Annotated in this window: 22 protein-coding genes; 14 read left to right on the top strand and 8 right to left on the bottom strand. The window is 41.3% G+C overall.

Features of this window, described 5'->3' with window-relative positions; translation table 11 throughout:
* Nucleotides 1-19: 19 nt before the first annotated feature.
* A complete protein-coding gene (locus AY607_RS14630; RefSeq protein WP_081408826.1) occupies nt 20-1,843 on the bottom strand; it encodes an acyl-CoA dehydrogenase in 1,824 nt (607 codons plus the stop codon).
* A 78-nt stretch (nt 1,844-1,921) separates the two neighbouring features.
* Between AY607_RS14630 and AY607_RS14625 the strand changes: the two genes are divergently transcribed.
* Entirely contained in the window at nt 1,922-2,902 is a 981-nt protein-coding gene (locus AY607_RS14625; protein ID WP_064102942.1) for a GlxA family transcriptional regulator, read from the top strand.
* Nucleotides 2,903-2,908: 6 nt separating this feature from the next.
* On the opposite strand, the gene AY607_RS14620 is transcribed toward AY607_RS14625, so the two are convergent.
* Together AY607_RS14620 and AY607_RS14615 are read right to left on the bottom strand one after the other, a co-directional pair.
* A complete protein-coding gene (locus tag AY607_RS14620) occupies nt 2,909-4,111 on the bottom strand; it encodes an MFS transporter (protein WP_064102960.1) in 1,203 nt (400 codons plus the stop codon).
* The gene (locus tag AY607_RS14615) at nt 4,111-4,551 is read right to left on the bottom strand and encodes a MarR family winged helix-turn-helix transcriptional regulator (protein ID WP_064095350.1); all 441 of its coding nucleotides are present in this window, start codon (nt 4,549-4,551) and stop codon (nt 4,111-4,113) included. Before AY607_RS14615 ends, AY607_RS14620 begins: the two co-directional genes overlap by 1 nt.
* Nucleotides 4,552-4,807: 256 nt before the next feature.
* Here AY607_RS14615 and AY607_RS14610 point away from each other — a divergent pair, with 256 nt between their 5' ends.
* The 3 genes from AY607_RS14610 to AY607_RS14985 are packed head-to-tail and all read left to right on the top strand — an operon-like array spanning nt 4,808 to nt 7,371.
* The gene (locus AY607_RS14610; RefSeq protein ID WP_064095351.1) at nt 4,808-6,253 is read left to right on the top strand and encodes a cytochrome ubiquinol oxidase subunit I; all 1,446 of its coding nucleotides are present in this window, start codon (nt 4,808-4,810) and stop codon (nt 6,251-6,253) included.
* The gene (cydB, locus tag AY607_RS14605) at nt 6,250-7,254 is read left to right on the top strand and encodes a cytochrome d ubiquinol oxidase subunit II (RefSeq protein WP_064102941.1); all 1,005 of its coding nucleotides are present in this window, start codon (nt 6,250-6,252) and stop codon (nt 7,252-7,254) included. Before AY607_RS14610 ends, cydB begins: the two co-directional genes overlap by 4 nt.
* 9 nt (nt 7,255-7,263) lie before the next feature.
* Nucleotides 7,264-7,371 (top strand): DUF2474 family protein, encoded by a 108-nt coding sequence (locus AY607_RS14985; RefSeq protein WP_144724873.1) that lies wholly within the window; start codon nt 7,264-7,266, stop codon nt 7,369-7,371.
* Nucleotides 7,372-7,451: 80 nt separating this feature from the next.
* Here the strand turns inward: AY607_RS14985 and AY607_RS14600 are convergent, their stop codons facing one another.
* Both AY607_RS14600 and AY607_RS14595 read right to left on the bottom strand, forming a co-directional pair.
* A complete protein-coding gene (locus AY607_RS14600; protein WP_064102940.1) occupies nt 7,452-8,012 on the bottom strand; it encodes a thermonuclease family protein in 561 nt (186 codons plus the stop codon).
* A 197-nt stretch (nt 8,013-8,209) separates the two neighbouring features.
* Entirely contained in the window at nt 8,210-9,127 is a 918-nt protein-coding gene (locus AY607_RS14595; protein ID WP_064102939.1) for a LysR family transcriptional regulator, read from the bottom strand.
* 94 nt (nt 9,128-9,221) lie between these two features.
* Between AY607_RS14595 and AY607_RS14590 the strand changes: the two genes are divergently transcribed.
* The 7 genes from AY607_RS14590 (at nt 9,222) to AY607_RS14560 (ending at nt 16,010) form a co-directional block, all read left to right on the top strand.
* On the top strand, nt 9,222-10,463 hold the full coding sequence (locus AY607_RS14590) for an acyl-CoA dehydrogenase family protein (RefSeq protein WP_064102938.1): 1,242 nt from the start codon (nt 9,222-9,224) through the stop codon (nt 10,461-10,463).
* Between the two features lie 54 nt (nt 10,464-10,517).
* Entirely contained in the window at nt 10,518-11,639 is a 1,122-nt protein-coding gene (locus tag AY607_RS14585) for a phosphotransferase family protein (protein ID WP_064102937.1), read from the top strand.
* Complete coding sequence (locus AY607_RS14580) at nt 11,636-12,334, top strand: histidine phosphatase family protein (RefSeq protein WP_064102936.1); 699 nt, start codon at nt 11,636-11,638, stop codon at nt 12,332-12,334. The genes AY607_RS14585 and AY607_RS14580 overlap by 4 nt, the downstream gene beginning before the upstream one ends.
* A gap of 47 nt (nt 12,335-12,381) precedes the next feature.
* Nucleotides 12,382-13,125 (top strand): SDR family oxidoreductase, encoded by a 744-nt coding sequence (locus AY607_RS14575; protein WP_064102935.1) that lies wholly within the window; start codon nt 12,382-12,384, stop codon nt 13,123-13,125.
* A gap of 292 nt (nt 13,126-13,417) precedes the next feature.
* Entirely contained in the window at nt 13,418-14,476 is a 1,059-nt protein-coding gene (locus AY607_RS14570) for a fatty acid desaturase (RefSeq protein WP_064102934.1), read from the top strand.
* Nucleotides 14,477-14,682: 206 nt separating this feature from the next.
* Nucleotides 14,683-15,393, top strand: coding sequence for an SGNH/GDSL hydrolase family protein (locus tag AY607_RS14565; RefSeq protein WP_064102933.1), 711 nt, complete (start codon nt 14,683-14,685; stop codon nt 15,391-15,393).
* Between the two features lie 32 nt (nt 15,394-15,425).
* Entirely contained in the window at nt 15,426-16,010 is a 585-nt protein-coding gene (locus tag AY607_RS14560) for a uracil-DNA glycosylase family protein (RefSeq protein WP_064102932.1), read from the top strand.
* Between the two features lie 326 nt (nt 16,011-16,336).
* On the opposite strand, the gene AY607_RS14555 is transcribed toward AY607_RS14560, so the two are convergent.
* Nucleotides 16,337-16,774, bottom strand: a complete 438-nt coding sequence (locus AY607_RS14555) for a hypothetical protein (protein WP_064102931.1) — start codon at nt 16,772-16,774, stop codon at nt 16,337-16,339.
* Nucleotides 16,775-17,047: 273 nt separating this feature from the next.
* Nucleotides 17,048-18,604 carry a phospholipase D family protein gene (locus AY607_RS14550; protein WP_064095362.1) on the bottom strand — a complete coding sequence of 519 codons (1,557 nt, stop codon included), beginning with the start codon at nt 18,602-18,604 and terminating at the stop codon, nt 17,048-17,050.
* Between the two features lie 121 nt (nt 18,605-18,725).
* Here AY607_RS14550 and AY607_RS14545 point away from each other — a divergent pair, with 121 nt between their 5' ends.
* From AY607_RS14545 to AY607_RS14530, 3 genes are all read left to right on the top strand, one after another.
* Nucleotides 18,726-19,838: an S-(hydroxymethyl)glutathione dehydrogenase/class III alcohol dehydrogenase gene (locus AY607_RS14545; protein WP_064095363.1), complete on the top strand. Its 1,113-nt coding sequence runs from the start codon at nt 18,726-18,728 to the stop codon at nt 19,836-19,838.
* Between the two features lie 219 nt (nt 19,839-20,057).
* Nucleotides 20,058-20,588 (top strand): hypothetical protein, encoded by a 531-nt coding sequence (locus AY607_RS14535; protein WP_064095365.1) that lies wholly within the window; start codon nt 20,058-20,060, stop codon nt 20,586-20,588.
* Nucleotides 20,589-21,109: 521 nt separating this feature from the next.
* Nucleotides 21,110-22,159 (top strand): 3-deoxy-7-phosphoheptulonate synthase, encoded by a 1,050-nt coding sequence (locus AY607_RS14530; RefSeq protein WP_064102930.1) that lies wholly within the window; start codon nt 21,110-21,112, stop codon nt 22,157-22,159.
* Between the two features lie 415 nt (nt 22,160-22,574).
* On the opposite strand, the gene AY607_RS14525 is transcribed toward AY607_RS14530, so the two are convergent.
* Nucleotides 22,575-23,432 (bottom strand): hypothetical protein, encoded by an 858-nt coding sequence (locus AY607_RS14525; RefSeq protein WP_064102929.1) that lies wholly within the window; start codon nt 23,430-23,432, stop codon nt 22,575-22,577.
* Nucleotides 23,433-24,023 lie beyond the last annotated feature (591 nt).

Below are 24,023 nucleotides of genomic sequence, written 5' to 3'. Positions count from 1 at the left end.
ATTTTTTGATGAATTTTGCCTAGAACCAGTCGGCTTGCATATTCAGGCAAGTATCATCGAGATTCATCAGTAATTTGGCCTGATGCTCAATTTCAGGGAGTTCCCAGCGAATAAAATATTGAGCTGCCTGAATTTTCCCTGCCAGAAAAGTCTGATCTTCTGCCTGCGAAGATGTCCCAAACTTGAGTTGAGCCTGATTCGCCATTTCCAGCCATAGCCAAGATATAATAGTTTTGCCCATCATATCCAGATACAGTCCTGAATTGGCCAAAGCCTCACTGACTTTGCCTTGATGCAAGGCCTGGCCTAAAATCTGTGTAGTCTTTTGCACAGTGGCAAGATGCTGTTTATAGATCTCTGCCAGTTCCACTATCTTAGGTTCATGAATTTCTAACAAGGTCTTCTGGATGCGCTGCATGAGCAGATTGAGCCCTTTGCCATTGTGCTGCCAGAGTTTACGTCCCAGCAGATCCAGAGATTGAATGCCGTAAGTTCCTTCATGAATCGGATTGAGCCGGTTATCACGATAACATTGCTCCACTGGATATTCACGGGTATAACCCGCGCCGCCCAAGACCTGAATGGCCAGATCATTGGCTTTCGGACCATAGGCAGAAGGGAAAGATTTGACTACCGGGGTGATGAGATCAAGCAGAATTGCACTATCTTCATCTTGAGCTGCCTGATGTTCATCAATTAATCGGGCTGCAAATAAGCAAAGTGCCAGCGAACCTTCTACATACGACTTTTGCGCCAGCAGCATGCGTTTGACATCGGTATGTTCAATGATATTCACTGGTTTCGAGTCAGGTGTTTTTTCATGAACTGGACGGCCTTGTGGACGGTTTTTAGCATAATCCAGAGATTCCAGATAGCCACGATAACCAATCATGGCTGCGCCCAGACCGACACCTACACGTGCTTCATTCATCATCTTGAACATATATTTTAAGCCATGACCGGGTTCACCAATTAAATAGCCTAAGCAATTATCATTTTCTCCAAAGCTTAAAACTGTGGATGTGGTACCTCGATAGCCCATTTTGTGCAGTAAGCCAGCCAGCTGTACATCATTAGCTTTACCGAGGGAACCATCCTCATGAGTTCTGAGTTTTGGTACGATAAACAGGGAAATTCCTTTCACGCCTTGCGGCGCATCCTGAATCCTCGCCAAGACCAGATGCACAATATTTTCGCTAATGTCCTGATCGCCACCCGAAATAAACATTTTCTGGCCTTTAATTTTATAAATTCCATCTGTCTGAGGAATCGCTTTAGTGGTCAGATCGCCCAAAGAGGAACCTACATTCGGTTCGGTCATGGCCATGGTGCCAGCAAAGCGGCCACTCAACATATGCGGTAGGAATATTTGCTTTTGTTCTGGGGAGGCAAAAGCTTGTATCAGGTTCGCCGCAGCTGCTGTTAGAAAAGAATAAGCCACGGTGGACGGATTGGCCGACATGAAATAAGTATTACAGGCCATATTCACCAAAGTGGGCAGTTGCATGCCGCCATCTGCATAATCATGCTGGGCGCAGAGCAGGCCGGCATCGGCAAACTGTTGCCAAGCTGTCTTCACTTCATCAATGGTTTTGACCTGTTTGCCGTCAAAGTTCGGTTCATGCTGATCAGCTTTGGCATTATGCGGTGCAAAATAATCAGTCGCGATACCTTTTGCCGTTTCCAGAATACTGTCGAAAGTATTTTTGTCATGATCCTGATAGCGTTGCAGTTTAGTCAGCGCTTCAAGTTTGAATACGTCATAAAGCTGGAAATGAAGATCTTTATCGTTCATCAGTTGAGTCACGGTACTATCCTGAATGTTTAATCCTTGAGATAGCATCAAGACTAGCAGTTGCTTTTATTGAGGAGGATTGTCAATAATGACATGAATCGGGTGAAAAGTGACAAATAGAAAAATATGCAACAGGTGGTGATTTTAGGCTTTGATGGCGCTTTGGCTTCAGCCATTACGGGTGTGGTCGATTTATTTTCCATGGCTGGCGTAAGCTGGAACCGGATCCAGCAGCAGGATGTAAAGCGCTTGTTTAAGGTGAGTATCGCCAGTCCGGATGGACACCCGATTCGGTGTATCAATGGGCTGCAGTTGCAGGCACATGTTTCTTATCAAGAGATTCAAACTGCTGATATTCTGGTGGTGCCGACTATTGCCGCACCGATTCAGGATGTATTGCAACAGAATCCAGAACTGATTCATTTTTTACAATCTGCACATGCAGATGCGACTTTAATTGCAGGAAACTGTACCGGAAATTTCTTTCTGGCAGAAGCAGGCATTTTAGATGACCGAGTTGCAACAACGCATTGGGGTTTTCAGGAAATGTTCCGTTCACGCTATCCTAAGGTGAAACTGAATGCCGATCTGATGATTAGCCGGGATCAGAATATCTATTGCGCGGGTGGAGGCCTGGCCTGGTTTGACCTGGGTTTGCATCTGATTGAGCGCTTGTATGGCTTTGAGGTGGCCATGCAATCGGCTAAATCTTTCGTAATTGATTACCGCAGAGATAGCCAGTTGTCTTATTCATTGCTGAATATTGGCCAGCCGCACCATGATGAACTGGTACAAAAAATCCAGAACTGGCTAGAGCAGCATTTTCATGAAGATTTTAGTTTGAACCAGCTGGCAGAGCAGTTTAATGTGACTGGCCGAACCCTGATTCGACGCTTTAAACAAGCCTTAGACATACCGCCCAATCAGTATCTACAAGCGATCCGAATTGAAGCTGCCCGTAAACGACTGGAAGAAACCGATCAAGCTGTGGATGTGATCATGCAAAATGTCGGCTATCAGGATCCAAGTTCATTCCGCCGTTTATTTCATAAAAAAACCGGTCTGACGCCGTTGGAATACCGGCGCCGGTTTAGCCGGCGCTTTTAAAAGTGTTTAATGAGAAGGCTGTACTTTTCCTGCTTTACGGCCATGCACAAGGTAATACCAGACCAGACAGCTCAGGGTGAGCAGTGCCAAGAACAGATAAAGCTGGCGATAACCAATCTGATCCAGCAGAATACCCAAGAAATAAGGGCCAAAACCAAGACCGGCATCCAGGGCAATAAAGAAGGTTGAGGTTGCGAGTCCCATACGCTGCAATGTCGTACTTTTCACCGCAATGGTTTGACACACCGACTGGATATTACCAAAACCAAAACCAAGCAAGGCAGCACTGGCAAGTAACATCACAGAGTTTTGCGCCTGACTGAGTAGCAATATCCCCAGTGCCATAATCACAATGGCAGGATAGATAATGATATTTTCGCCTTTACGATCCATGAGCGGGCCGGTAAAAGGACGCGAAAGCAAAATGGCAAAGGCATACATTAAGAAAAAGAATGATGCTGCTTCGACCAGATTAATGTCTTTGGCATAAAAATGAATAAAGGACAGTACACCTGAGTAAGAAGTAGCCACCAGCAGTACAATCAGTGCAATCGGTAGGGCATTCGGTTCAATATACTGAGCCAGTTTGCTGGTGCTTTGCGAGGTAGAATCTGCTGATGAATGACTTGCCTTAAGGCGTGGTGGCTGGATGAACAAGCCACAAATCAGGCAGCTGAGCGCAACGATACTGGTAAAGATGAAAATAACCTGATAATTAAAATTTGTCATCAGCCAGATTCCGACAAAGGGACCAATCGCTGTGCCAAGGGTGCTGCTCATGCTGTAATAGCCAATTCCTTCACCACGCCGGGTGGCAGGAATGGTCTGTGCAATCACTGTACCCAGTACAGTAGAAGCCATACCCATCATAAAACCGTGTATCAGCCGGATCCCTAATAAAACCTCCAGCTTGGCTGGAATCAAATACAGTCCGGAAAAAAGAAGGAAACCAGTCAAACCAATAACAAGAGTATTTTTCAAACCTAGACGATTCAGTAATTTTCCAATCAATAATCGTCCAAATAACGTACCCACAATAAACAGACCGGATACCAGACCGGCTTGAGCAGTCGACGCACCTAACTCAGCAACCGAGTAACCGACGATGACAATCACTAGCAAGTAAAACACCAGAACCAGTTGAAAATTTACCAGACTGATCAGGATAAAGTTGGGCGTCCATAAAGGCGCTTCTTGTTCTTGGCTCATCATGAATTTTCCTGAGAATTAGGTTGTAACTGCTGAATAAGTTGTACCAGGGTGGTTTTACTTTTTTGCAGATCATTTGCCTCAATCTGTTCAAGTAACTGATCTTCAAATGCATCAATCTGCTTGGAACACATGGCAAAGGTTTCTATGCCTTGTTCACTCAGTTTGAATAGTTTTTGACGCTTATCTTCAGTTTCGATCTGGGCGATCAGATCCAGCTCCACCAGTTGCTGAATCCGCTTGGTAATACCGGGCTTCGACACATTCAAATAGCTTGAAATATCAACCAATGTACATTGTTGGTGGGCTTGAATGATGTAAAGCACTTGCCATAGGGAGTAATTGAGCTGAGAGGATAATAAAATAGTATTGATCTCATCACTCATGAGTCGTGCGCACCGCAACAACAAGGAACGAAATCTGGAAGTCTGATAGAACATATAGTTAACCTGGGTAACTAATTTTTGCTTAATTTACGCCTGTTTTATCTAAAGCTCAAGGGGGGATTTTTAAAATGATTAAGCATGTTCTTTTTGCTAGCTATAGTTACATGGTTTAACATGATTAAAAAATAACCAACAAAAGAATACATACTTTTTATAATGGTCGCGCCTAAGCTAGCCATGTCACTAGAAGAATTCATGACTTAAAAATTGTAAGGCAAAGATGCCAAATAACAATACATAGGTGAAGCTTATGACTCTGGGTTTAACTGCATTAGAGTTAGCACGAATACAGTTCGCCTTTACTGTATCTTTTCATATCATTTTTCCTGCCATTTCAATTGGGCTGGCCGGTTTTCTGGCTATTCTGGAATGGCGCTGGCTCAAAACCAAAAACCCGATTTTTCAGGATCTGTTCAAATTCTGGGTGAAAATTTTCGCTGTTGCATTCGGGATGGGTGTAGTCTCAGGCGTGGTCATGAGCTATCAGTTCGGAACGAACTGGAGTGAGTTTTCACGGGTGGCGGGTAGTGTCACCGGACCTTTACTGGCCTATGAAGTTTTAACCGCTTTCTTTCTGGAAGCCGGATTTCTCGGCATCATGTTATTTGGCTGGGGACGAGTGGGACCGAAGGCACATTTTTTCTCGACCTTGATGGTTTCGCTTGGAACCTGTATTTCCATGTTCTGGATTTTATCTTCCAACAGCTGGATGCAGACTCCACACGGTTTTGCAATAGAAAATGGCCTGATTATCCCGCAAGACTGGATTGCTATCATATTTAATCCTTCTTTCCTTTATCGTCTGGCACATATGGGTACAGCTGCTTTTCTGGTTTCTGCTTTGCTGGTAGCTTCTGCAGCAGCCTGGCATCTGCTCAAGGGACGTCGTGATCCACTGGTTAAAACTTCATTCTCTATGGCAATGTGGTTGATTCTGGTACTTGCGCCATTGCAGGTGGTTATTGGTGATATGCATGGTATTAATACTCTTGAGCATCAACCAGCGAAACTGGCCGCAATAGAAGGGCACTGGGAAACCAATCATGATGAAGGCATGCCTTTATATCTTTTTGGGATTCCCGATATGCAAGCTGAAGAAACCAAATATGCAATCGGAATTCCGAACTTGGGGAGCCTGATTCTGACTCACTCAATGGATGGAACGGTCACAGGACTCAAAGATTTTGCACCTGAAGACCGGCCTAATTCATTAATCGTTTTCTGGAGCTTCAGGATCATGGTCGGTCTGGGAGTCCTCATGCTGTTACTGGCATTATGGGGGGCGTGGGCACGTAACCGAGGTCGTTTTTATGAGTCCCGCGCATTACACCGTTTTGCCTTGATTATGGGTCCCTCCGGATTTATTGCCTTGCTGGCTGGATGGTTTACGACGGAAGTCGGCCGTCAGCCTTGGGTAGTCTACGGCATCATGCGGACCAAGGATGCACTGTCACCGGTATCCGCCGAACAGGTGGGGCTAACCCTGATAATTTTTGTAGTCGTCTACTGTGTGGTATTTGGCATCGGGATCTACTACATGTTACGTCTTATGCACAAAGGTCCAGAGTTCATTCATTCCAGACCGCATCATGAAACAGATAGCGATGTGGTTCAGGCTTCGCGTCGACCATTAAGTAGTATTCGCGAGCGTATTGAAGAAGTTCCTGAACAACCGGATCAGGAGGATAAAAAATGATTGATTTATCATTAATCTGGATTGCGATTATTGGTCTTGGTGTACTGGTATATACCATTCTTGATGGTTTCGATCTGGGAATCGGTATCTTGTTTCCTTTTTTCCCGCATCAGGATGAACGTGATGTCATGATGAATACTGTTGCTCCGGTTTGGGATGGTAATGAAACCTGGATGGTGTTGGGCGGTGCCGGGCTATTTGCAGCTTTCCCCCTTGCTTACTCAACCGTACTCTCGGCATTGTATATGCCAATTATTCTGATGGTGATTGCTCTGATTTTCCGGGGCGTGGCTTTTGAATTCCGCTTCAAGGCAAACCGTAGCAAGCATTGGTGGGATAAAGCCTTTATAGGCGGCTCTGTACTTACCAGTTTTCTGCAAGGCATGATTCTAGGAGCCTATATTCAGGGCATTGAAACCCGGAACGGTGTCTATGTCGGAGGTGGTCTGGACTGGCTTAGTCCATTTAGTATTTTTACTGGTATTAGTGTGGTAGTACTCTATGCAGCATTGGGTTGTGGTTGGCTGATCTATAAAACTGGAGATGACTTGCAGGATCGAATGTTTAAACTGATGCCAAAGCTGATTATTGCCTTGCTGATCATCCTGGCCGGTGTGAGTATATATACGCCGTTAACCCATCCGCAAATTGCTGAACGCTGGTTTAGCCAGCCTCAACTTACGTATTTTATGCCGGTTCCAATTCTGGTTCTGCTATTTACCTGGCTGGCTTTGCGTGCCTGTAAGAGACGCAGTGAATTAGGTCCATTTACCTATATGCTGGTGCTGGTTTTCCTCGCTTATACTGGCTTCTTAATCAGCCTGTGGCCATATATTATTCCGCCAAGCGTGACCATCTGGCAGGCAGCAGCGCATGAAAATAGCCAGTTATTCACTTTGATTGGTGCGTTGATCCTGATCCCGATTATTGTGATTTATACGGGTATGTCCTATTGGGTATTCCGGCATAAGGTCAGGGTCGGCGATGATGGCTATCATTAAGGAGCGGTCATGAAAGGCAAACAGGTATTATGGTTTGTAGGATTATGGCTAGCGGGATTTTTAACGCTGGCAGTGATTGCCGGTGCATTCCGCTTTATGGTGCATTTAGCTTACTAAATTATTAAAACCAAGATGAAAAAAGTGATCTGGATGTCCTGATCACTTTTTTTAGCTGCAATTAATCTATTATAAAAAAATTAAATTGAGGATTTTAACTGTTTGCGATAAACACTTGGACGTACAGGACGAGTATGTTTCCAAAGGCCCTTCTTCTGCTTCTTAGCTTTATCTTGCAGTCCAATCATATAGCGTAAATGGTTTTTATCTTTAATGTATTCCTCATAAACCCAAGCTGCACCACGTTTAACAATCTCTTCATTGATATTTTTACGATAGCGGTAGACCACCCCGACGCAACGGCCATAACGGTCAATGTCGGTAATCTTTACCCGAACCATTTTATTATGCACCATACTTTTGACTAGTCGCTGTGATTCCTTGCCATAGGCCTGACTAGATTCTGGTGCATCTACAAAAGCAAAGCGTAATTTGGTTTCAGAGCGACGGATATTAAAACGGTAGCAGGTGAGTGTATCCCCATCACTCACAGCTTTTACGCGGCACCAATATTTTTTACCTTTCTTAAAGGGACGGAATATGTCTTTTAAATAGACCGTAATTTTGTGCAGCAGATAATAGGAAAAACACAGCAGTACTAGACCCAGCACAATTTGCCAGCTGGTGGAGAGATTTAACAAGGGCGAGATCCAAATCAGCAAGATACAGCTGCGAGAACACAGCTAAAAGTTGGGTCATTTTAGAGCAAAGCCAGTAGATCTACGGATTAAAAGCTAATCACTTAGTGTTTAGTTTTGTACCGACTAAAATAGCCTAAGTATATTTTTCTGCTGATAAGATAAATCCACGGCCATCAAAAATTAATATTTTAAATAGCCTAAGTAAAAATTTTATAGATTTCACTTCTCAAAAATTGATATCTTTTATTCTCTTGTAAATCTTTATGCCAATACATACCCATATTAATTTCAGGCAGTTCTACAGGAACTTTAAAAACGTTAAGACAAGAAGCCAGTTGTAAATGTGCCAATACATTTTTAGGAATAGTCAACATAGCTGTTTTTTGTTGCTGCAAAATTTGTAGTGCAGTTGAATAATGCTGACAACGTAAAAAAATCTGCCGTGAATACTGTTTCCGATTTAAATAAATATCTTCAACTAAAACCCCAGTACGACGTGAGGACACGCCAATATGAGGGGAGGCAAGATAAATCTGTTCACTCATTTCTGTCAATTGTGTACATACTACAAATTCATCTTGTACCAGGCGCTCAAACTGAATTTTTTCAGCAATATTTTGTTCCAGATCTATGACGAAATCGACCTGCTGAGACGCCAGATCTGCTGCAATATTTTTACGATCCAGCTTCATGCTGCTAAGTTGAATATCGAGGCTAAGCTGCTGAAAGTGCTGAACCAGTTTAGGAAAAATCATCGGCTCAATTTCATCATGAACCGCAATCTTCAGGCTCTGGATCATTTCAGGGTTAAACTGCTGATGCTGAATCGAAATATTTTGAATCGCAAAAAGTGCGTTTTTTACTCCAGGATATATCTGTTCTGAAAATGGGGTAGGCTGCATTTTGCTACCGGTGCGCACAAATAAATCATCTTGTAAATGCTGTCTTAAACGTTGCAACGCGTGACTGGCAGCAGACTGACTAACTGATAAAATCTGTGCAGCTTTAGAAATACTATTTTGCTCATAAATCGCAATAAAAAGTGGATAAAGGTTAATGTCAATACGATGGAAATTTCGAAGATCCATCACGGTTTTAGAATGAATACTATGCATAATATTATATGGGTTAAAATCATTTTGTTCATAATAGAATTTGGGTTAAGGTGTTGTAAAGAGTATGAATTAGAATATTTAGAGAGATGAATCAATGTTTGAACTTTCAGCATATGCACAGGATTATTTAAACAGAACTAAAAAGTTTATTACTGAAGAAATTGAACCGGTCGAAGCTGAATTCTGGCAGCAGGTTCACGAGTTGAACCAAGGGGGAGACTGGACCAAATGGCAATGGCCTGTAGAACTGGAAAATTTAAAAGCCAAAGCCAAAGCTGCAAGCCTCTGGAATATGTTTCTTCCTTGTCCAGAACTTGGTCAAGGCCTGTCGGTTCAGGAATATGCACATATCGCGGAACTTTCCGGCCGTAGCCTGATTGCGCCAACGGTATTTAACTGTAATGCGCCTGATAGCGGCAATATGGAAGTTTTATGGCGTTATGGTTCTGAAGAACAGAAACAGCAATGGTTGATGCCACTTTTAGAAGGAAAAATCCGTTCGGTCTTTTGTATGACTGAACCTGCAGTTGCATCCAGTGATGCCACCAATATGCAGGCAACGGCGGTAATTCAAGGTGATGAGATTGTTCTGAATGGTCGTAAATGGTGGTCATCAGGTCTGGGTGATCCGAATGCTAAAATCATTATTTTTATGGCGCATACTCCAAATGAAACAAAAGACCGTCATCATCAGCATTCGATGGTTCTGGTTCCGGTAGATACTGCCGGCGTTAAAATCGAACGTATGCTGCCAGTGTTTGGTGACTATGATGCACCACATGGCCACGGCGAAATCAGTTTTGATAATGTCCGTGTCCCTGTTTCAAATTTTATTGGTGGTGCCGGTCAGGGCTTTGAAATTGCTCAAGGTCGCTTAGGACCAGGTCGTATTCATCATTGCATGCGCTGTATTGGTGCGGCGGAAAAATCTTTGGAGTTGATGATAGACCGTGGTATGAGCCGCAGCGCATTTGGCAAAGAGATTTTAAAACTTGGCGGCAACCTGGAGCGTGTCGCGGAAGCACGGGTTGCAATTGATCAGGCGCGTCTTTTGACCTTGTATGCTGCCTATAAAATGGATACTTTAGGGAATATGGCTGCATTGACTGAAATTTCTGCAATTAAAGTCGTTGCGCCAAGTATGCTGGAAAAAGTGGTCGATATGGCGATCCAGATCCACGGCGGTGCCGGAGTCTCTCGGGATACGCCATTGACAGGATTCTTTGCTCAGGCACGTGCCTTACGTCTGGCCGATGGCCCGGATGAAGTGCATAAAGGCATGATTGCCAAACTGGAACTGGCAAAACGTGGCTACAGTACTCGTCGCAAAAAGTAATCTGGTTTTTTAACAAGAAGATTGAAACGTATTAAAAAATTTTGAGGAAACATTATGGCGGTTATTGATGTTGGTGGAAGAGTTCGTCAAGGTGAAGAACTGGATGTACAGGCCATTACCGAATGGTTAATCCAAAACGGTAACAATGTTGAAAGCCCCGTTGAAGTGACTCAATATTCAGGTGGGGCTTCAAACTGGACCTATCGTCTAAAGTATGCCAATGCCGATCTAATTTTACGTCGCCCGCCACAAGGCACCAAAGCCAAATCAGCCCATGATATGGCACGTGAATATCATGTGCAGAAAGCTTTGGCTGGGTACTATCCGGTCGTACCTGAAATGGTCGCGCTTTGTCAGGATGAATCGGTGATTGGCTGTGACTTCTATGTGATGAAACGCATCGAAGGCATTATTCCACGCGCCAAAATGCCACCTGAATTGCAACTGACTGAGTCTGATATTCGGACATTATGTATCAATATGATTGATAAACTGATCGAATTGCATCAGGTTCCTTATACAGGCACCGAGCTGGAAAAGTTGGGCAAAGGTGAGGGTTATTGCCGCCGTCAGGTAGAAGGTTGGGATAATCGTTATGAGAAAGCCAAGACCATAAATGTTCCATCTTTTAAATATGTACGCAACTGGCTTAATGAAAATATTCCTTCCGACTCTAAAACCTGCGTCATTCATAATGACTGGCGTTTTGACAATCTCATTCTGGATCCAGAGAATCCGACTGAAGTGATTGGTGTACTGGACTGGGAAATGGCCACTCTCGGCGATCCGCTGATGGATCTGGGTTCTGCCTTGGCCTATTGGGTAGAAGATACCGATAATGCCATTTTTAAAGCGACTCGTCGTCAGCCAACCAATCTAAAAGGTATGTTTACCCGTAAAGAGGTCGTAGATTACTATCTTGAAAAAACCGGTTTGCAGCCTGAGAACTGGACATTTTATGAGGTGTTTGGTGTATTCCGCCTCGCGGTCATCGCCCAGCAGATTTATTATCGTTATTACCACAAACAAACCAATAATCCGGCCTTTAAGGATTTCTGGGTGATAATTCATGCCTTGCATATTCGTGCTTTAAAACTGATTGGCAGCCAAAAACTGGAAGCTAATGAGATCGCACAGAAATATATTCTGAAATTTAAAGAGATAATGCCAAAATGACCACTATTTACCTGATCCGGCATGGCCAAGCCTCTTTTGGCGCAGAAAGTTATGATCAGCTTTCGCCCAATGGCGAGTTACAGGCAAAGCTTTTGGGCCGCTATTTTGATGAAATTCTGAAAGAAGCACCTTATGTGGTTGCAGGCTCCATGCAGCGTCATCAACAGACAGCAAAATTATCTCTGGAAGAATGTTTTCCGGAAAGTGAGATTCTGACGGATAGTGCCTGGAATGAATTTAATCATCAGCAGGTATTTGCACGTTATGAACCGCGTTTTAATCAGCCTGAATTGCTCAAACAGGACGTGTCAGAGCATGCAAATCCTCGGGATTACCTCAGCAAAATTTTTACCGGTGCGATTGCACGTTGGACCGGCGATGATTACCACCATGAATATGATGAATCCTGGCCGAATTTTAAAGACCGTGTGGAAACCGGTTTGCAAAATCTGTGTGACCAGCTGGCCAAAAGCCGCCCACGTTATGCAGTCGTTTATACCTCAGGTGGCGTGATTTCTGTGGCTGTAGGCAAAATTTTGGGCCTTAGCCCAGAAAAAACCTTTGCTTTGAACTGGGCGATTACCAATACCAGTATTACGACACTGCGGCTGGTAGGTAATGAACCGCAACTACTCAGTTTAAATGAACATCATTTTATCAAGGCACAGCATCCGGAATTGCTGACCTGGATCTAAATCATATCGAATACTACTGTAAAAAAATAAAGGAATAGGGTAAACCCATGGCTAAAACAATTTTAATTACCGGTGCAAGTTCAGGGATCGGTGCCGGTATGGCACGTGAATTTGCCAAGAAAGGCTATAACCTGGCGATTTGTGCACGTCGCCTGGATCGTCTGGAAACCTTAAAGCAGGAACTGGAAAGCCAATATAATATTAAAGTCATTGCCAAAACACTGGATGTCACCGATTACGATCAGGTTTTTGAAGTTTTCCGCGCTTTTAAAGAAGACTTCGGCACCATTGACCGGATTATCGTGAATGCAGGTGTGGGTGAAGGTCGCCGCATCGGTAAAGGTAATTTCGCCATCAATAAAGCTACAGTGGAAACCAACTTTATTTCGGCATTGGCACAATGTGAAGCTGCAGTGGAAATTTTCCGCGCCCAAAACTCTGGCCATCTGGTCATGATCTCATCCATGAGTGCCATGCGTGGTATGCCAAAACATTTGACTGCTTATGGCGCAAGTAAGGCCGGCGTGGCTCATTTAGCGGAAGGCATTCGTGCTGAGCTGATGGATACGCCAATTAAAGTCACTACAATTTTCCCAGGATATATTCGGACTGAAATCAATGAGGGGGCGAAAAAGCTACCTTTTGAAGTAGATGAGAAAACTGGTTCACGTTTATTGGCAGCAGAAATTGAAAAAGCGCCAGTTAAAGCCTATGTACCGAAATGGCCTTGGTTGCCACTTGGTCTAGCCATGAAAGTATTACCACTTAAACTGGTAAATAAATTGGGCTAAAAGCAATTTTAGATATTTAAAAAGAGAAGCGAGAATGCTTCTCTTTTTATGATAACGATATTACAGCCAAACCTTAAAAAACTTTAATGATTAATGACCAGTTAATTCGACTAATTTTGACTGTTGATTTCATGAAAAAGATAATCTCTCAATTTTCATAATTCCCTCCAATTTAAAGAATTATCTCAACTGTCCAAAACTTAGACATACTCGCTTCAAAAGTGGAAAGATAACTTCTTTTTTCTAGAATTTCCTTTAATGTACAACTGTTCAAAAATCAAAGGTTGTCCATATGTCTACATCTTCCGATATGACTGACCAGCAGCGAATCTCCAAGGTTAGAAGTATCGTTATTCAGGCTGGGGAAGAGGTGCGTGCTCGTTATCCCATACTTAAACATCAGAATTTTATCGGTGCAAGTATTCTAGGCTTGGCGTGGGCAGGTATGATTACATGCGCAGTAGCATATGGAACGGGTTATCTCTCAGCATGGTTTACCATTCCTTTAATCGCGATTTTTGCATCTTTAACGCATGAATTGGAACATGACCTGATTCATTATATGTATTTCAAGAAAACGCCTTGGGCCCATCATCTGATGCTGGCACTTGTCTGGCTGGCGCGTCCAAACACGATTAGTCCCTGGGCACGTCGTCGTTTACATTTGCATCATCATAAATATTCAGGCACTGAACATGACCTGGAAGAACGTGGCATCAGTAATGGTATGCCTTGGGGCATTCGCCGAATTCTGGTGATTAGTGACCAGTTAATGTCAGTGTATCTGCGTCCATTTCAGATGTTTAAAATGATTCATCTTTTTCTGGAAAAACAGCCTGAAAAAGAACGTAAAATTGCCATGATCTCCCAGTTACTCGGCTTTTTGCCACTCAGCATTATTTATTATGGATTGTGCTATCTGTTTGTGGTCTTTCATGGTTTAAATGCAGTTACACCACTGTTCGGTTATGAGATGCTTTGGTCGCAAGGCATTGTCGATGCTATGCCGATCGTAAATCTGCTGGCAGTCATCTGGGTGATTCCGAACTTTATCCGTTCTTTTAGCTTGCAGTTTGTCAGTTCAAATATGCATTATTATGGCGATATTGATCCACGTGATGTGATCAAACAAACCCAGGTACTCAATCCATGGTGGATGGTTCCGTTCCAGTTATTCTGCTGTAATTTTGGTTCAACTCATGCCATTCATCATTTTGTGGTCAAGGAGCCATTTTATATCCGTCAACTGACATCCAAAACGGCGCATAAAGTGATGAAAGAAGTAGGTGTACGTTTCAATGATGTTGGAACATTCAAGCGTATGAATCGCTGGAATGATTATAAAACCTGATAAGTGAGCTTGTAAAAATCCTGCTTTTTAGCGGGATTTTTTATTATTTATCGAAGATAAAATAAAGATATCTAAGCCTATATTTTGTAAGAATCCTATCTTAGTCAAATTTAGGTGATTATTCATCTAAAGTGACTGCTGAGGAAATAGTTCAAAAGAGCAAACTCAGGTAAAATCAAATATATCTCTATATAAAATAGCCTGCTATGTTGCTGAAAGCCGCCACCATTGCCTTGATTCCTGCACTTGTCATTCAAGGTAGTCGCGTTAAGAAAAATACCTTAAGGCTTCCGGAACCCGAAGGTGCGCGTAAAGGAAAAATCGGAACAGGCAAAAAACTGTCTCTGCTCATTTTAGGAGATTCCGCGGCAGCAGGCGTAGGCGTAGAACATCAGGATGATGCATTACTGGGTGCAATTCTGCATGAACTGAAAAATGACTTTCAGGTTGAATGGAAGTTGCAAGCCAAAACCGGTGATACCACCTCGAATGTACTGCGTACTTTGGACCAGATGGAAGTCCAGCATTATGATGTAATTGTTACTTCAGTTGGGGTCAATGATGTAACTAGGCTCATGTCTGCAGAAGTCTGGATTCAGAAACAGCAACAACTTTATAGCAAAATCCAGCAAAAATTTAGTCCGAAGCTGGTTATTGCTGCCGGTGTTCCCCCCATGAATATGTTCCCGGCACTGCCTAATCCTTTAGCCTGGTTATTTGGCCAATATGCCAAACAGATGAATCTGCAACTGGAAAAATTTGTAAATCAGCAGGTAAATATGCAATGGATTGAATACGATATTGAAAAATACCGTGCCATGAATTTACAAATGGCTGCAGATGGTTTTCACCCGAGTAAGGAAGTTTATACACTTTGGGGACAAGAAGTGGCTGGCAAGATTCAGAAGGCATTCTAAAATAGTAAAAATCTCTCAATTTAGTTAATCCTATGTCCGATATTGAAACCCATCCGTTACCGCCATTTTTACCGCCCAATGCCAAATTGCTGATGTTGGGTAGTTTTCCGCCACCTGCCACACGCTGGAAAATGAATTTTTATTATCCAAACTATCAAAATGATATGTGGCGGATTTTTGGACTGATTTTTTTTAATAATAAAGATTATTTTTTAGATCTATCCAACAAAAAGTTTAAGGAAAATTTAATCCGGGAGTTTTTGAAAGAAAGGGGAATTGCAATCTTTGACAGTGGTTATCAGATCCGGCGTTTAAAAGGTAATGCTTCAGACAAATTTCTGGAAATTGTCGTGCCCACCAATATCGAGCAACTGCTTAGTCAAATGCCGCAGTGCAATCATATTATGACTACTGGAGATAAGGCTACAGATACTATGATGTTGTCCATGCCTGAAGGTACGGTCAAACCGAGCATTGATCACCCAAGTCAGGCTCATTTTTCCGGACGTGATCTGTATTTATATCGTATGCCTTCATCTTCCCGCGCTTATCCGGTTTCTTTAGAGAAAAAAGCCGAAAGTTACAGATTGATGTTTAAGCATGTGGGGCTGATTTAATATTTAATTCAGTATTCAGATGAAATAGCGAGAAAAGTTTAAAACTGTAAATATGAAATTAACTTACGCTTAGTAACTTGGTTTTTATTATTCACATATTTGGATATTCGACCCAACGATAGCTATGAATTTGAATATCCCGAATATGATGAAAGCTGCATCAGATTAACTGATTGCCTTTGGTCCATTTTAAAACTCGAATACAAGATTCCACCTGCTATATTTCTTCAGATGTGGCTGAACGTAAAGAGCCCTTAACCAATCTAAAATATGTTTCAGATTATAAAAAAGAGCCAAATGGCTCTTTGAAAAATGGCAGCAGGCGATTAGCCATCGTATTCGACATAATCCCACAAGTTTAAACGTGATTTAATCTCCCGGCGGATTTCAGGTAACATCGGTAATAAACTACCATCAATCCATAAGCTCAAAGCTTGTGCAGAGAGTAATTGCTGCTGTTCATCGACCAGTTGAGCACCTTTTAATATAATGACGGCCTCATCAGTAGCCTCAGTTTCTACACCTTTAAATAAAACCTGTAACTCATAGCCATTATCCTGAATCAGCCATTCCAGTTCGAGCTGGATATTTTCATTCGATTTTAAAACTACCTGACCCTCGACCGTAACGGATTCAGACAGACAGTCATGTTCAACCCGAATCTTGGCCAGATACCACTCTTGCTGGGATAAATCATGGAGAGTTTTAACAGGCGTCAGAATGTCACTAAACTTAAACTGGCGACTTAAATCAAAAAATTGCATGGGAGTGAGGGCGAATAATCGCAAAAGATTGGAAAAGTGTAATTTTAAAGCAATCGAGGGAGGAGGTAAAAGCTTTGTCGTGATTGAGCTGATTAATGTATAAGAAAAAAACTAATAAATATAAGTATAAGAATTTAATTAATATTGAAAATCTCTCCTCCCACAGGAAATAGATTGGAATGAGAAAAAGGTGATTACTCAAAAAATGAAATTTCATTTATGATTTTTATTCATTAAAATAATTTTTGTCATTAAATCGCAATGTGTTTGTCATTACATTAACCACTCACCTGGAAATTTGGTCACAAGATTCATCATGAAGCGCTGGAATTTTGTAGTGTCTGGATCATGTAAATGTTGAATGATACGACCATCTTTTTGATATTCCAGCCAAATGATTTCATTTTTTTCATTCAGCTTGAGCTGATAAGCGATACGTGGCAAATACTGATCCATCGCGTAAGTAATTTCCTTCTGGAAATCTTCAGACTGGATCACGAGGCCGACTTCAGTATTCAAAAAAGCTGAACGAGGATCAAAATTGAAGGAGCCAATAAATACCATGCCATCCAGATCAAAGAATTTGGCATGCAAGCTTGAGCTATTTTTATTTTTTGCTGGAATAATATTTCCAGTCATGACTTCATACCAGGTACGTTCAGGCCGGACAATATAAGGTTTAAATTCCCAGAGTTCGATGCCGTTTTGCAGTAACTGCTGACGATATTGTTGATAATAGGCATATACTAGAGCCACATCATTGGCCTGAAAAGAGTTGGTCAGGATTCTGATTTTGACGCCCTGTTGAGCACGATGAGTTAAATAGTCGGTGCCTTCTTGTGTTGGAATAAAATATGAAGACACCAGTTCCAGATGTTTTTTGGGCTCACCCATGAGTTCGAGCATATGGGTATAAATATAATCGCCATTTTTTGCATGGGGACGTGCTTTAGCGGGAGTATCCGCAACGAAATAAGCAGGTGCCCACTGAATGGGCTGTTTTTTCAATTGCTGTTCGACTTGTTTCTCGGCTATTCCGACCCGGCGTTTTAATTCAGTTTCATCAACATCTTCGTGCGCAAACTCAGTTTTGAGTTTTTTGAGCATTTCAGGATTGCCTGCATCATTTAGCACCTGCTGAAGATTATAACTAAGATCATCATTCCAAAACTTGATAAAGGTCTGATTCGCAGCATTTACACTTTGACCTGTAAAAAAGATATCAACATCGGTAAACTGGAAATCTTCACTGGCATCAAAGTATTCACTGCTGATATTACGACCACCAGTCACTGCTGCAGTCCCATCAGCAATGATCAGTTTATTATGCATGCGATGATTAACCTGTTTCATCCGGAAACCATAATCAAGTGCACGTAATTTACGAAATTTATAGGGATTAAAAAGCTTTACCTGAATATTTGGATGCTGGCTTAGGGCCAGCAATTTGTCATCTAGCTGCGTACCATTCTGATCATCAATCTGTAACCGTACCTTGACTCCACGCTCCGCAGCTTTTAACAGTTGGGCCAACATCATGTTACCGATATAATCATCTTTCCAGATATAATATTGCAGATCAAGATGGTGATGGGCCTTATTAATCAGGTACAGGCGTGCCGCCATGCTTATAAAGCCGTCATATAAGGGTAAAAAAGCAGTTTTCCCTTCATGAATCTGCTGTTTTGAAAATTGACCCTCTATCCATTGCGCGGGTTGGGCTGGAGTAATTTCTGCATCTTTGGCAGTGTTGGGAGCCAGTTCGCAGCCAGAAATCATGAGGGTTAAAGTAAAAACACTTAAACAGATAAACGGTGAAGGTTTAGTCATTGATCTTCCATTGATTATAGGATTTTTTATTCCTTAACTCCCGATGTTAATAGTTGAATCTACGAATAGAAAGAGGTTACTGTTAGTCATCTGTAAACCAGCAAAAAAAGGATAGTTTTACATGAAATCACGTGCAGCGGTTGCGTTTGGTCCGGGCCAACCCTTAGAGATTGTTGAGGTGGATGTTGCTCCACCAAAAGCAGGTGAAGTACTGGTGAAAATTAGCCATACAGGTGTGTGTCATACCGATGCATTTACCTTGTCTGGTGAGGACCCTGAAGGTGTATTTCCTGCAATCCTGGGTCATGAAGGTGCAGGTGTAGTGGTTGAAGTGGGTGAAGGTGTCACCAGTCTGAAACCAGGTGATCACGTAATTCCACTTTATACTGCTGAATGTGGTGAGTGCTTGTTCTGTAAATCTGGAAAAACCAACCTGTGTGTTGCTGTACGGGCGACCCAAGGTAAAGGTGTCATGCCAGATGGAACTACGCGTTTTTCTTATAACGGCGAGCCAATTTACCATTACATGGGCTGTTCAACATTCTCTGAATATACCGTAGTTGCTGAAGTATCCTTGGCAAAAATTAATCCTGAAGCTAACCATGAGCATGTCTGCCTGCTGGGCTGTGGCGTGACGACAGGCATTGGTGCTGTCCATAACACTGCCAAAGTACAGGAAGGTGATAGTGTTGCAGTATTTGGTTTAGGTGGTATTGGTCTTGCTGTGGTACAGGGCGCCCGCCAGGCAAAAGCAGGCCGTATTATTGTGGTAGATACCAATCCAGATAAGTTTGAACTGGCGAAACAGTTTGGTGCGACAGATTTCCTTAATCCAAAAGACTATGATCAACCAATCCAGCAGGTTATTGTGGAAATGACCGGTTGGGGTGTAGACCATTCATTCGAATGTATCGGTAATGTTGATGTCATGCGTTCAGCACTGGAATGCGCGCACCGTGGCTGGGGCCAGTCGGTGATTATTGGCGTAGCCGGTGCAGGTAAAGAAATTTCAACCCGCCCATTCCAGTTAGTCACAGGGCGTAAATGGATGGGTACCGCTTTTGGTGGCGTGAAAGGCCGTTCACAATTACCAGGAATGGTAGAGCAGTCAATGAAAGGTGAAATTCAGCTTGAACCTTTTGTAACTCATACCATGCCATTAGATCAGATCAATGAAGCTTTTGACCTGATGCATGAAGGTAAATCAATCCGTACGGTCATTCATTTTGAATAAATGATTATCGTAGGCTTAAGAGAGAAAAAGACCGGTATTAAACCGGTCTTTTTTATGCGGATTTCACTTGATTCAGGATACATTAGTGCATTAAAGCATCACACAGACTCACCCAAAGAACACAAGCAAACTAAGGTCATTACATTCCAGATGTTTATATTAAATAGAACGTATCAACATACGTGATTGAAACCATTTTAAAAAATAAGGATAAGTTTTATGTCGAATGATAATTTTGATCGTGATGTTATTAAGAACTCTCCAAAAGATGTCCGCGACGATTTAAATGCAGATCCGATTACTGGTGAACCTGGTGCACATCCTGTAGGAACAGGTTTGGGTGCTGCAGGCGGTGCAGCCGCAGGCGTAGCAGTTGGTGCAGCAGGTGGTCCTGTTGGTGCTGCTGTAGGTGGTGTTGTCGGTGCTGTGGTCGGTGGTCTGGCCGGTAAAGGTATAGGCGAAGCAGTAAATCCAACCGAAGAACAGGCTTACTGGCGTGATAATTCTGTAAATACCCCATACTATTCAGATGCCCGTACCACATACAGCGATCTGGATTATGACCGCGATTACGATACTGCTTACCGCGTAGGTTATGAAAACCGTGGCAGCTATGATGCCCACACCCGTTTTGAAGATGCAGAACCAGATCTGAAATTAAAATGGGAACAAATGAAAGGCGAATCTCGTTTAAACTGGGAACAGGCGAAATTTGCAGTACGTGATGCCTGGAATCGTGTTTCACGTTAATTATTCATCTTCATGAAAATGAAGTGAAGTACTGTTGGCAAAATCTACATTTCTGTGGGTTTTGCCATTTTTATTGATATCTTTAACTGTGTGATAAAATCATAAAAAAAAGTAGAAAAGTTAATAAATATTTTTTTATATTTAATACTTGTCAAATGATCCTAGAGCGCGTATTTTAATTTCAGATTCATATTTTATGAAAGACATAATATGTTAACGCAACCTCTCATTTCAAACGCATATTTTTATTTCTGGCAGTTTAGATAATTGCCTGAATGCGTTTGGGCAATGAAATGGTTGCCCACCAGTTTATACCTGATCGGCAACCCTGATCAGGTTTTTTTATGCCTTTAATTTTTAAGAATATTTTGGAGTCAATCATGACAACATTTAACTATTCATACTTTAATAGCTTTTATTGGTCTTATTTTAGTCAGCTAATGACCCTCAAGACAGTTTCGATTAGACCCATAACGCTCAAATAAAAGTTTGGACTGCTTTTCAGTCCCAGGATTAAAGTCATGAATACCCCAAATACATCACAACAACATCATGCTGAAAGCATTTTAACTTTACCCCAGCAACTTAAGCAGCAATTGCCACTGTCTCCGCAATTGGCTAGCCAGGTCGCTGAACATCGTCAAACTGTTCAAAATATATTAGAAGGCAGAGATCATCGATTAATGGTGATTACAGGTCCATGTTCCATTCATGATGAAGCTTCCGCGCTAGAATATGCAGAAAAATTAAAACAGCTACAAACTCAGGTTTCTGATCAGATTTTTCTGGTCATGCGTGCTTATATTGAAAAACCGCGGACTACGGTAGGTTGGAAAGGTTTCCTTTACGATCCGAATCTGGATGGTTCATCCAATATGCAATTGGGTCTGGAAAAATCCCGTGACTTATATCTTAAAATTATTGAAATGGGTCTGCCAATCGCTTCGGAAATTCTCAGCCCGATGGCAACCGCTTATTTCGATGATCTACTGGCTTGGGGTGCGATTGGAGCACGTACCAGCGAATCACAAATTCACCGTGAAATCTCAAGTCATATGCCATATAGCATTGGTTTCAAAAATGGTACTGATGGTTCGATCCAGATTGCCCTAGATGCTATTCAGTCTGCCTCTCATCCTCATCAATTCCTGGGTATGAGCCAGTCCGGTTTGCCATGTATTTTACATTCTCAAGGTAATCCTAAAGCGCATTTAATTTTACGTGGTTCAAATAGTGGACCTAATTACCAGCTGGCTGAAATCGAGAAAATACAGGCAAAACATCAGATGGAATTGCCGGCACTAGTGATTGACTGTAGTCATGGCAACTGCTCAAAAAATCCGATGCTACAACCTGAAGTGCTGAAACAGATCCTGGTAGAACGTTTACACACTAAGGTTCGCGGTGTAATGCTTGAAAGTCATCTGGTCGATGGAAATCAGAAAATTTCTGAGCAAATGACTTATGGTCAATCAATCACTGATGGATGTCTGGGTTGGGCTAAAACCGAACAGATGTTGTTAAATATGACTGACTCACTGCGACTTGAAGGTTTAAGGCGTAGTGCTTAAAAATCAGGTTCTGTCTTTCTTCAAGTCATTGGGGGAAGGCAGAAGAAGCTAATGAGGTAATTTACCTTGATGTTTAAAATTGCTCATTAAATAGTTTAAAAATATAATGAATAAATAGATGCAAAGGTCGAGATTAATTTTTACTAAGATATGCATAATATATGTCTAAATGTTATCCCCAGAAATTGGGGATAGTTTTTGCCCTGGGAAGACCGGGAACATTGAAAAAATCCTCGATTTGATCAAAAAACAATCAATTTTATTGGCGAAACATTACAAAGTTGATCAAAAAACACACTAGTTATTAAAACGTCTGTTTTTTGATCTTTGGAGTTTTGGATTTTTTAGTTTAAGTGCTTGATAAATAAAATTATTTAAAAAGGCATTTCGTATAATCGCCATTATGTTAAATACATTATTTATTTTTTTGAACTTTTGATTCTACGATGAAATCTAGTACGACTTTTTGTACTTGTTGTTGAATGAACTGCCAATCTTTTAAATGAACGCTGTGAAAAACAACTGAAATTCTCGCTTTCATTTCTGGTTCTAGCACAAACTCTTGTTCACACCTACGTGCTTTAGGATATTCAGAATGACTACATTTTATCAGGGTCATTACTTTGCCTGTTTCATCCTTTTCCACATAGAGGTCTTTTATATCATATAAGGAAGTACTTCTTCCTATATTCATTATTAGTCTTTTATTTTCTTCTATCCACTGGGGATGTGGTACATATTTTTGCAACGCATAAACATAGTCGCGTGTCGGTAAATATATATACTTATAGTTAAATTGTTCCAAGTCCTTTCTTTGTATATCTTTATTTTTTAAAGTATTATTTCTTAACCGAGTCGTTAAGTCACCATTATAAGATTGGTCTGCATATACAGTAGCACGTATCCATTGATTATCAGGTAGATTAATTTCTGCTTTGTACTGCTTTTCAGAATAAGGTGGTGCTTTATGATAAATAACCAGAACCAATCCATCTGTATAGCGCATTTCAAATCCAAATGCTTGTATCTTAGATTCATAAGTTCTTACTTTTCTTTTATATTTCTTCTTCGTATTGACTCCTACATTATCTTCATATTCAACCCATGGTGCCTCTCTTCCTAAGTGCACAGGTTTACCGCCTAAGTCACCTATATTATAGCGTACCCCATATTGGTCTCGTGGTGTTTGAAATTCTATACTCTCTGATTCATCATTTAGATTACATCCCACTAGTGATATAGCAACAAGGCTAAAAGCCCAAATTTTTTTCATATCAATTTTACCTACAATGAGGATTAAAAAGATTTTAAATAATTTATTTTTCTACAATTAACATAATACACCTTATACGAAATTCAATTTTTTATTTCTTATAAATCATGTTTTTATGGATTTTTCATGTTCCACGGTCATTTAGCAATCAATGTTCCATGGTTCTATTGAGTTTTAATAAATAATATCCAGTTTTTTAATGAGTTATTATTCCATATGCGGAAACTCAAATTGGATTTATAGAAGCGAGTAAGTTGGGTAATCATAAGAAACGAAAATATGTTATGTCTTTGATAGATATTAAATGCGCCGTTCAAAGAAACTTTATTTATTGTAAATCATAAATAATGAGTCATCTACGAGAATTCAACCTTTAAAATTACAATCCTATTTTTTTGGCAGAGTTACTTTAAAAAGCTTGAATACTTCTACTTAATTTAATTTTTATTGAAGTACATCACACAAATATTAAAAAATATTTTCTTTATAAATCAAATATATTTGAGCATATTTATAAAACGCTGCACAATGAAATCAAAATATATTGGCATAAATCTAAGATCAAGATTTGTGCAGTTGTGCATTTCCGGG

This window comes from Acinetobacter sp. SFA (assembly GCF_001647535.1).
GTDB classification, from domain to species: Bacteria; Pseudomonadota; Gammaproteobacteria; order Pseudomonadales; family Moraxellaceae; genus Acinetobacter; species Acinetobacter pecorum.
Note: the sequence above shows the minus strand (reverse complement) of the source record. Positions and strands in the feature narration are given on the sequence as shown.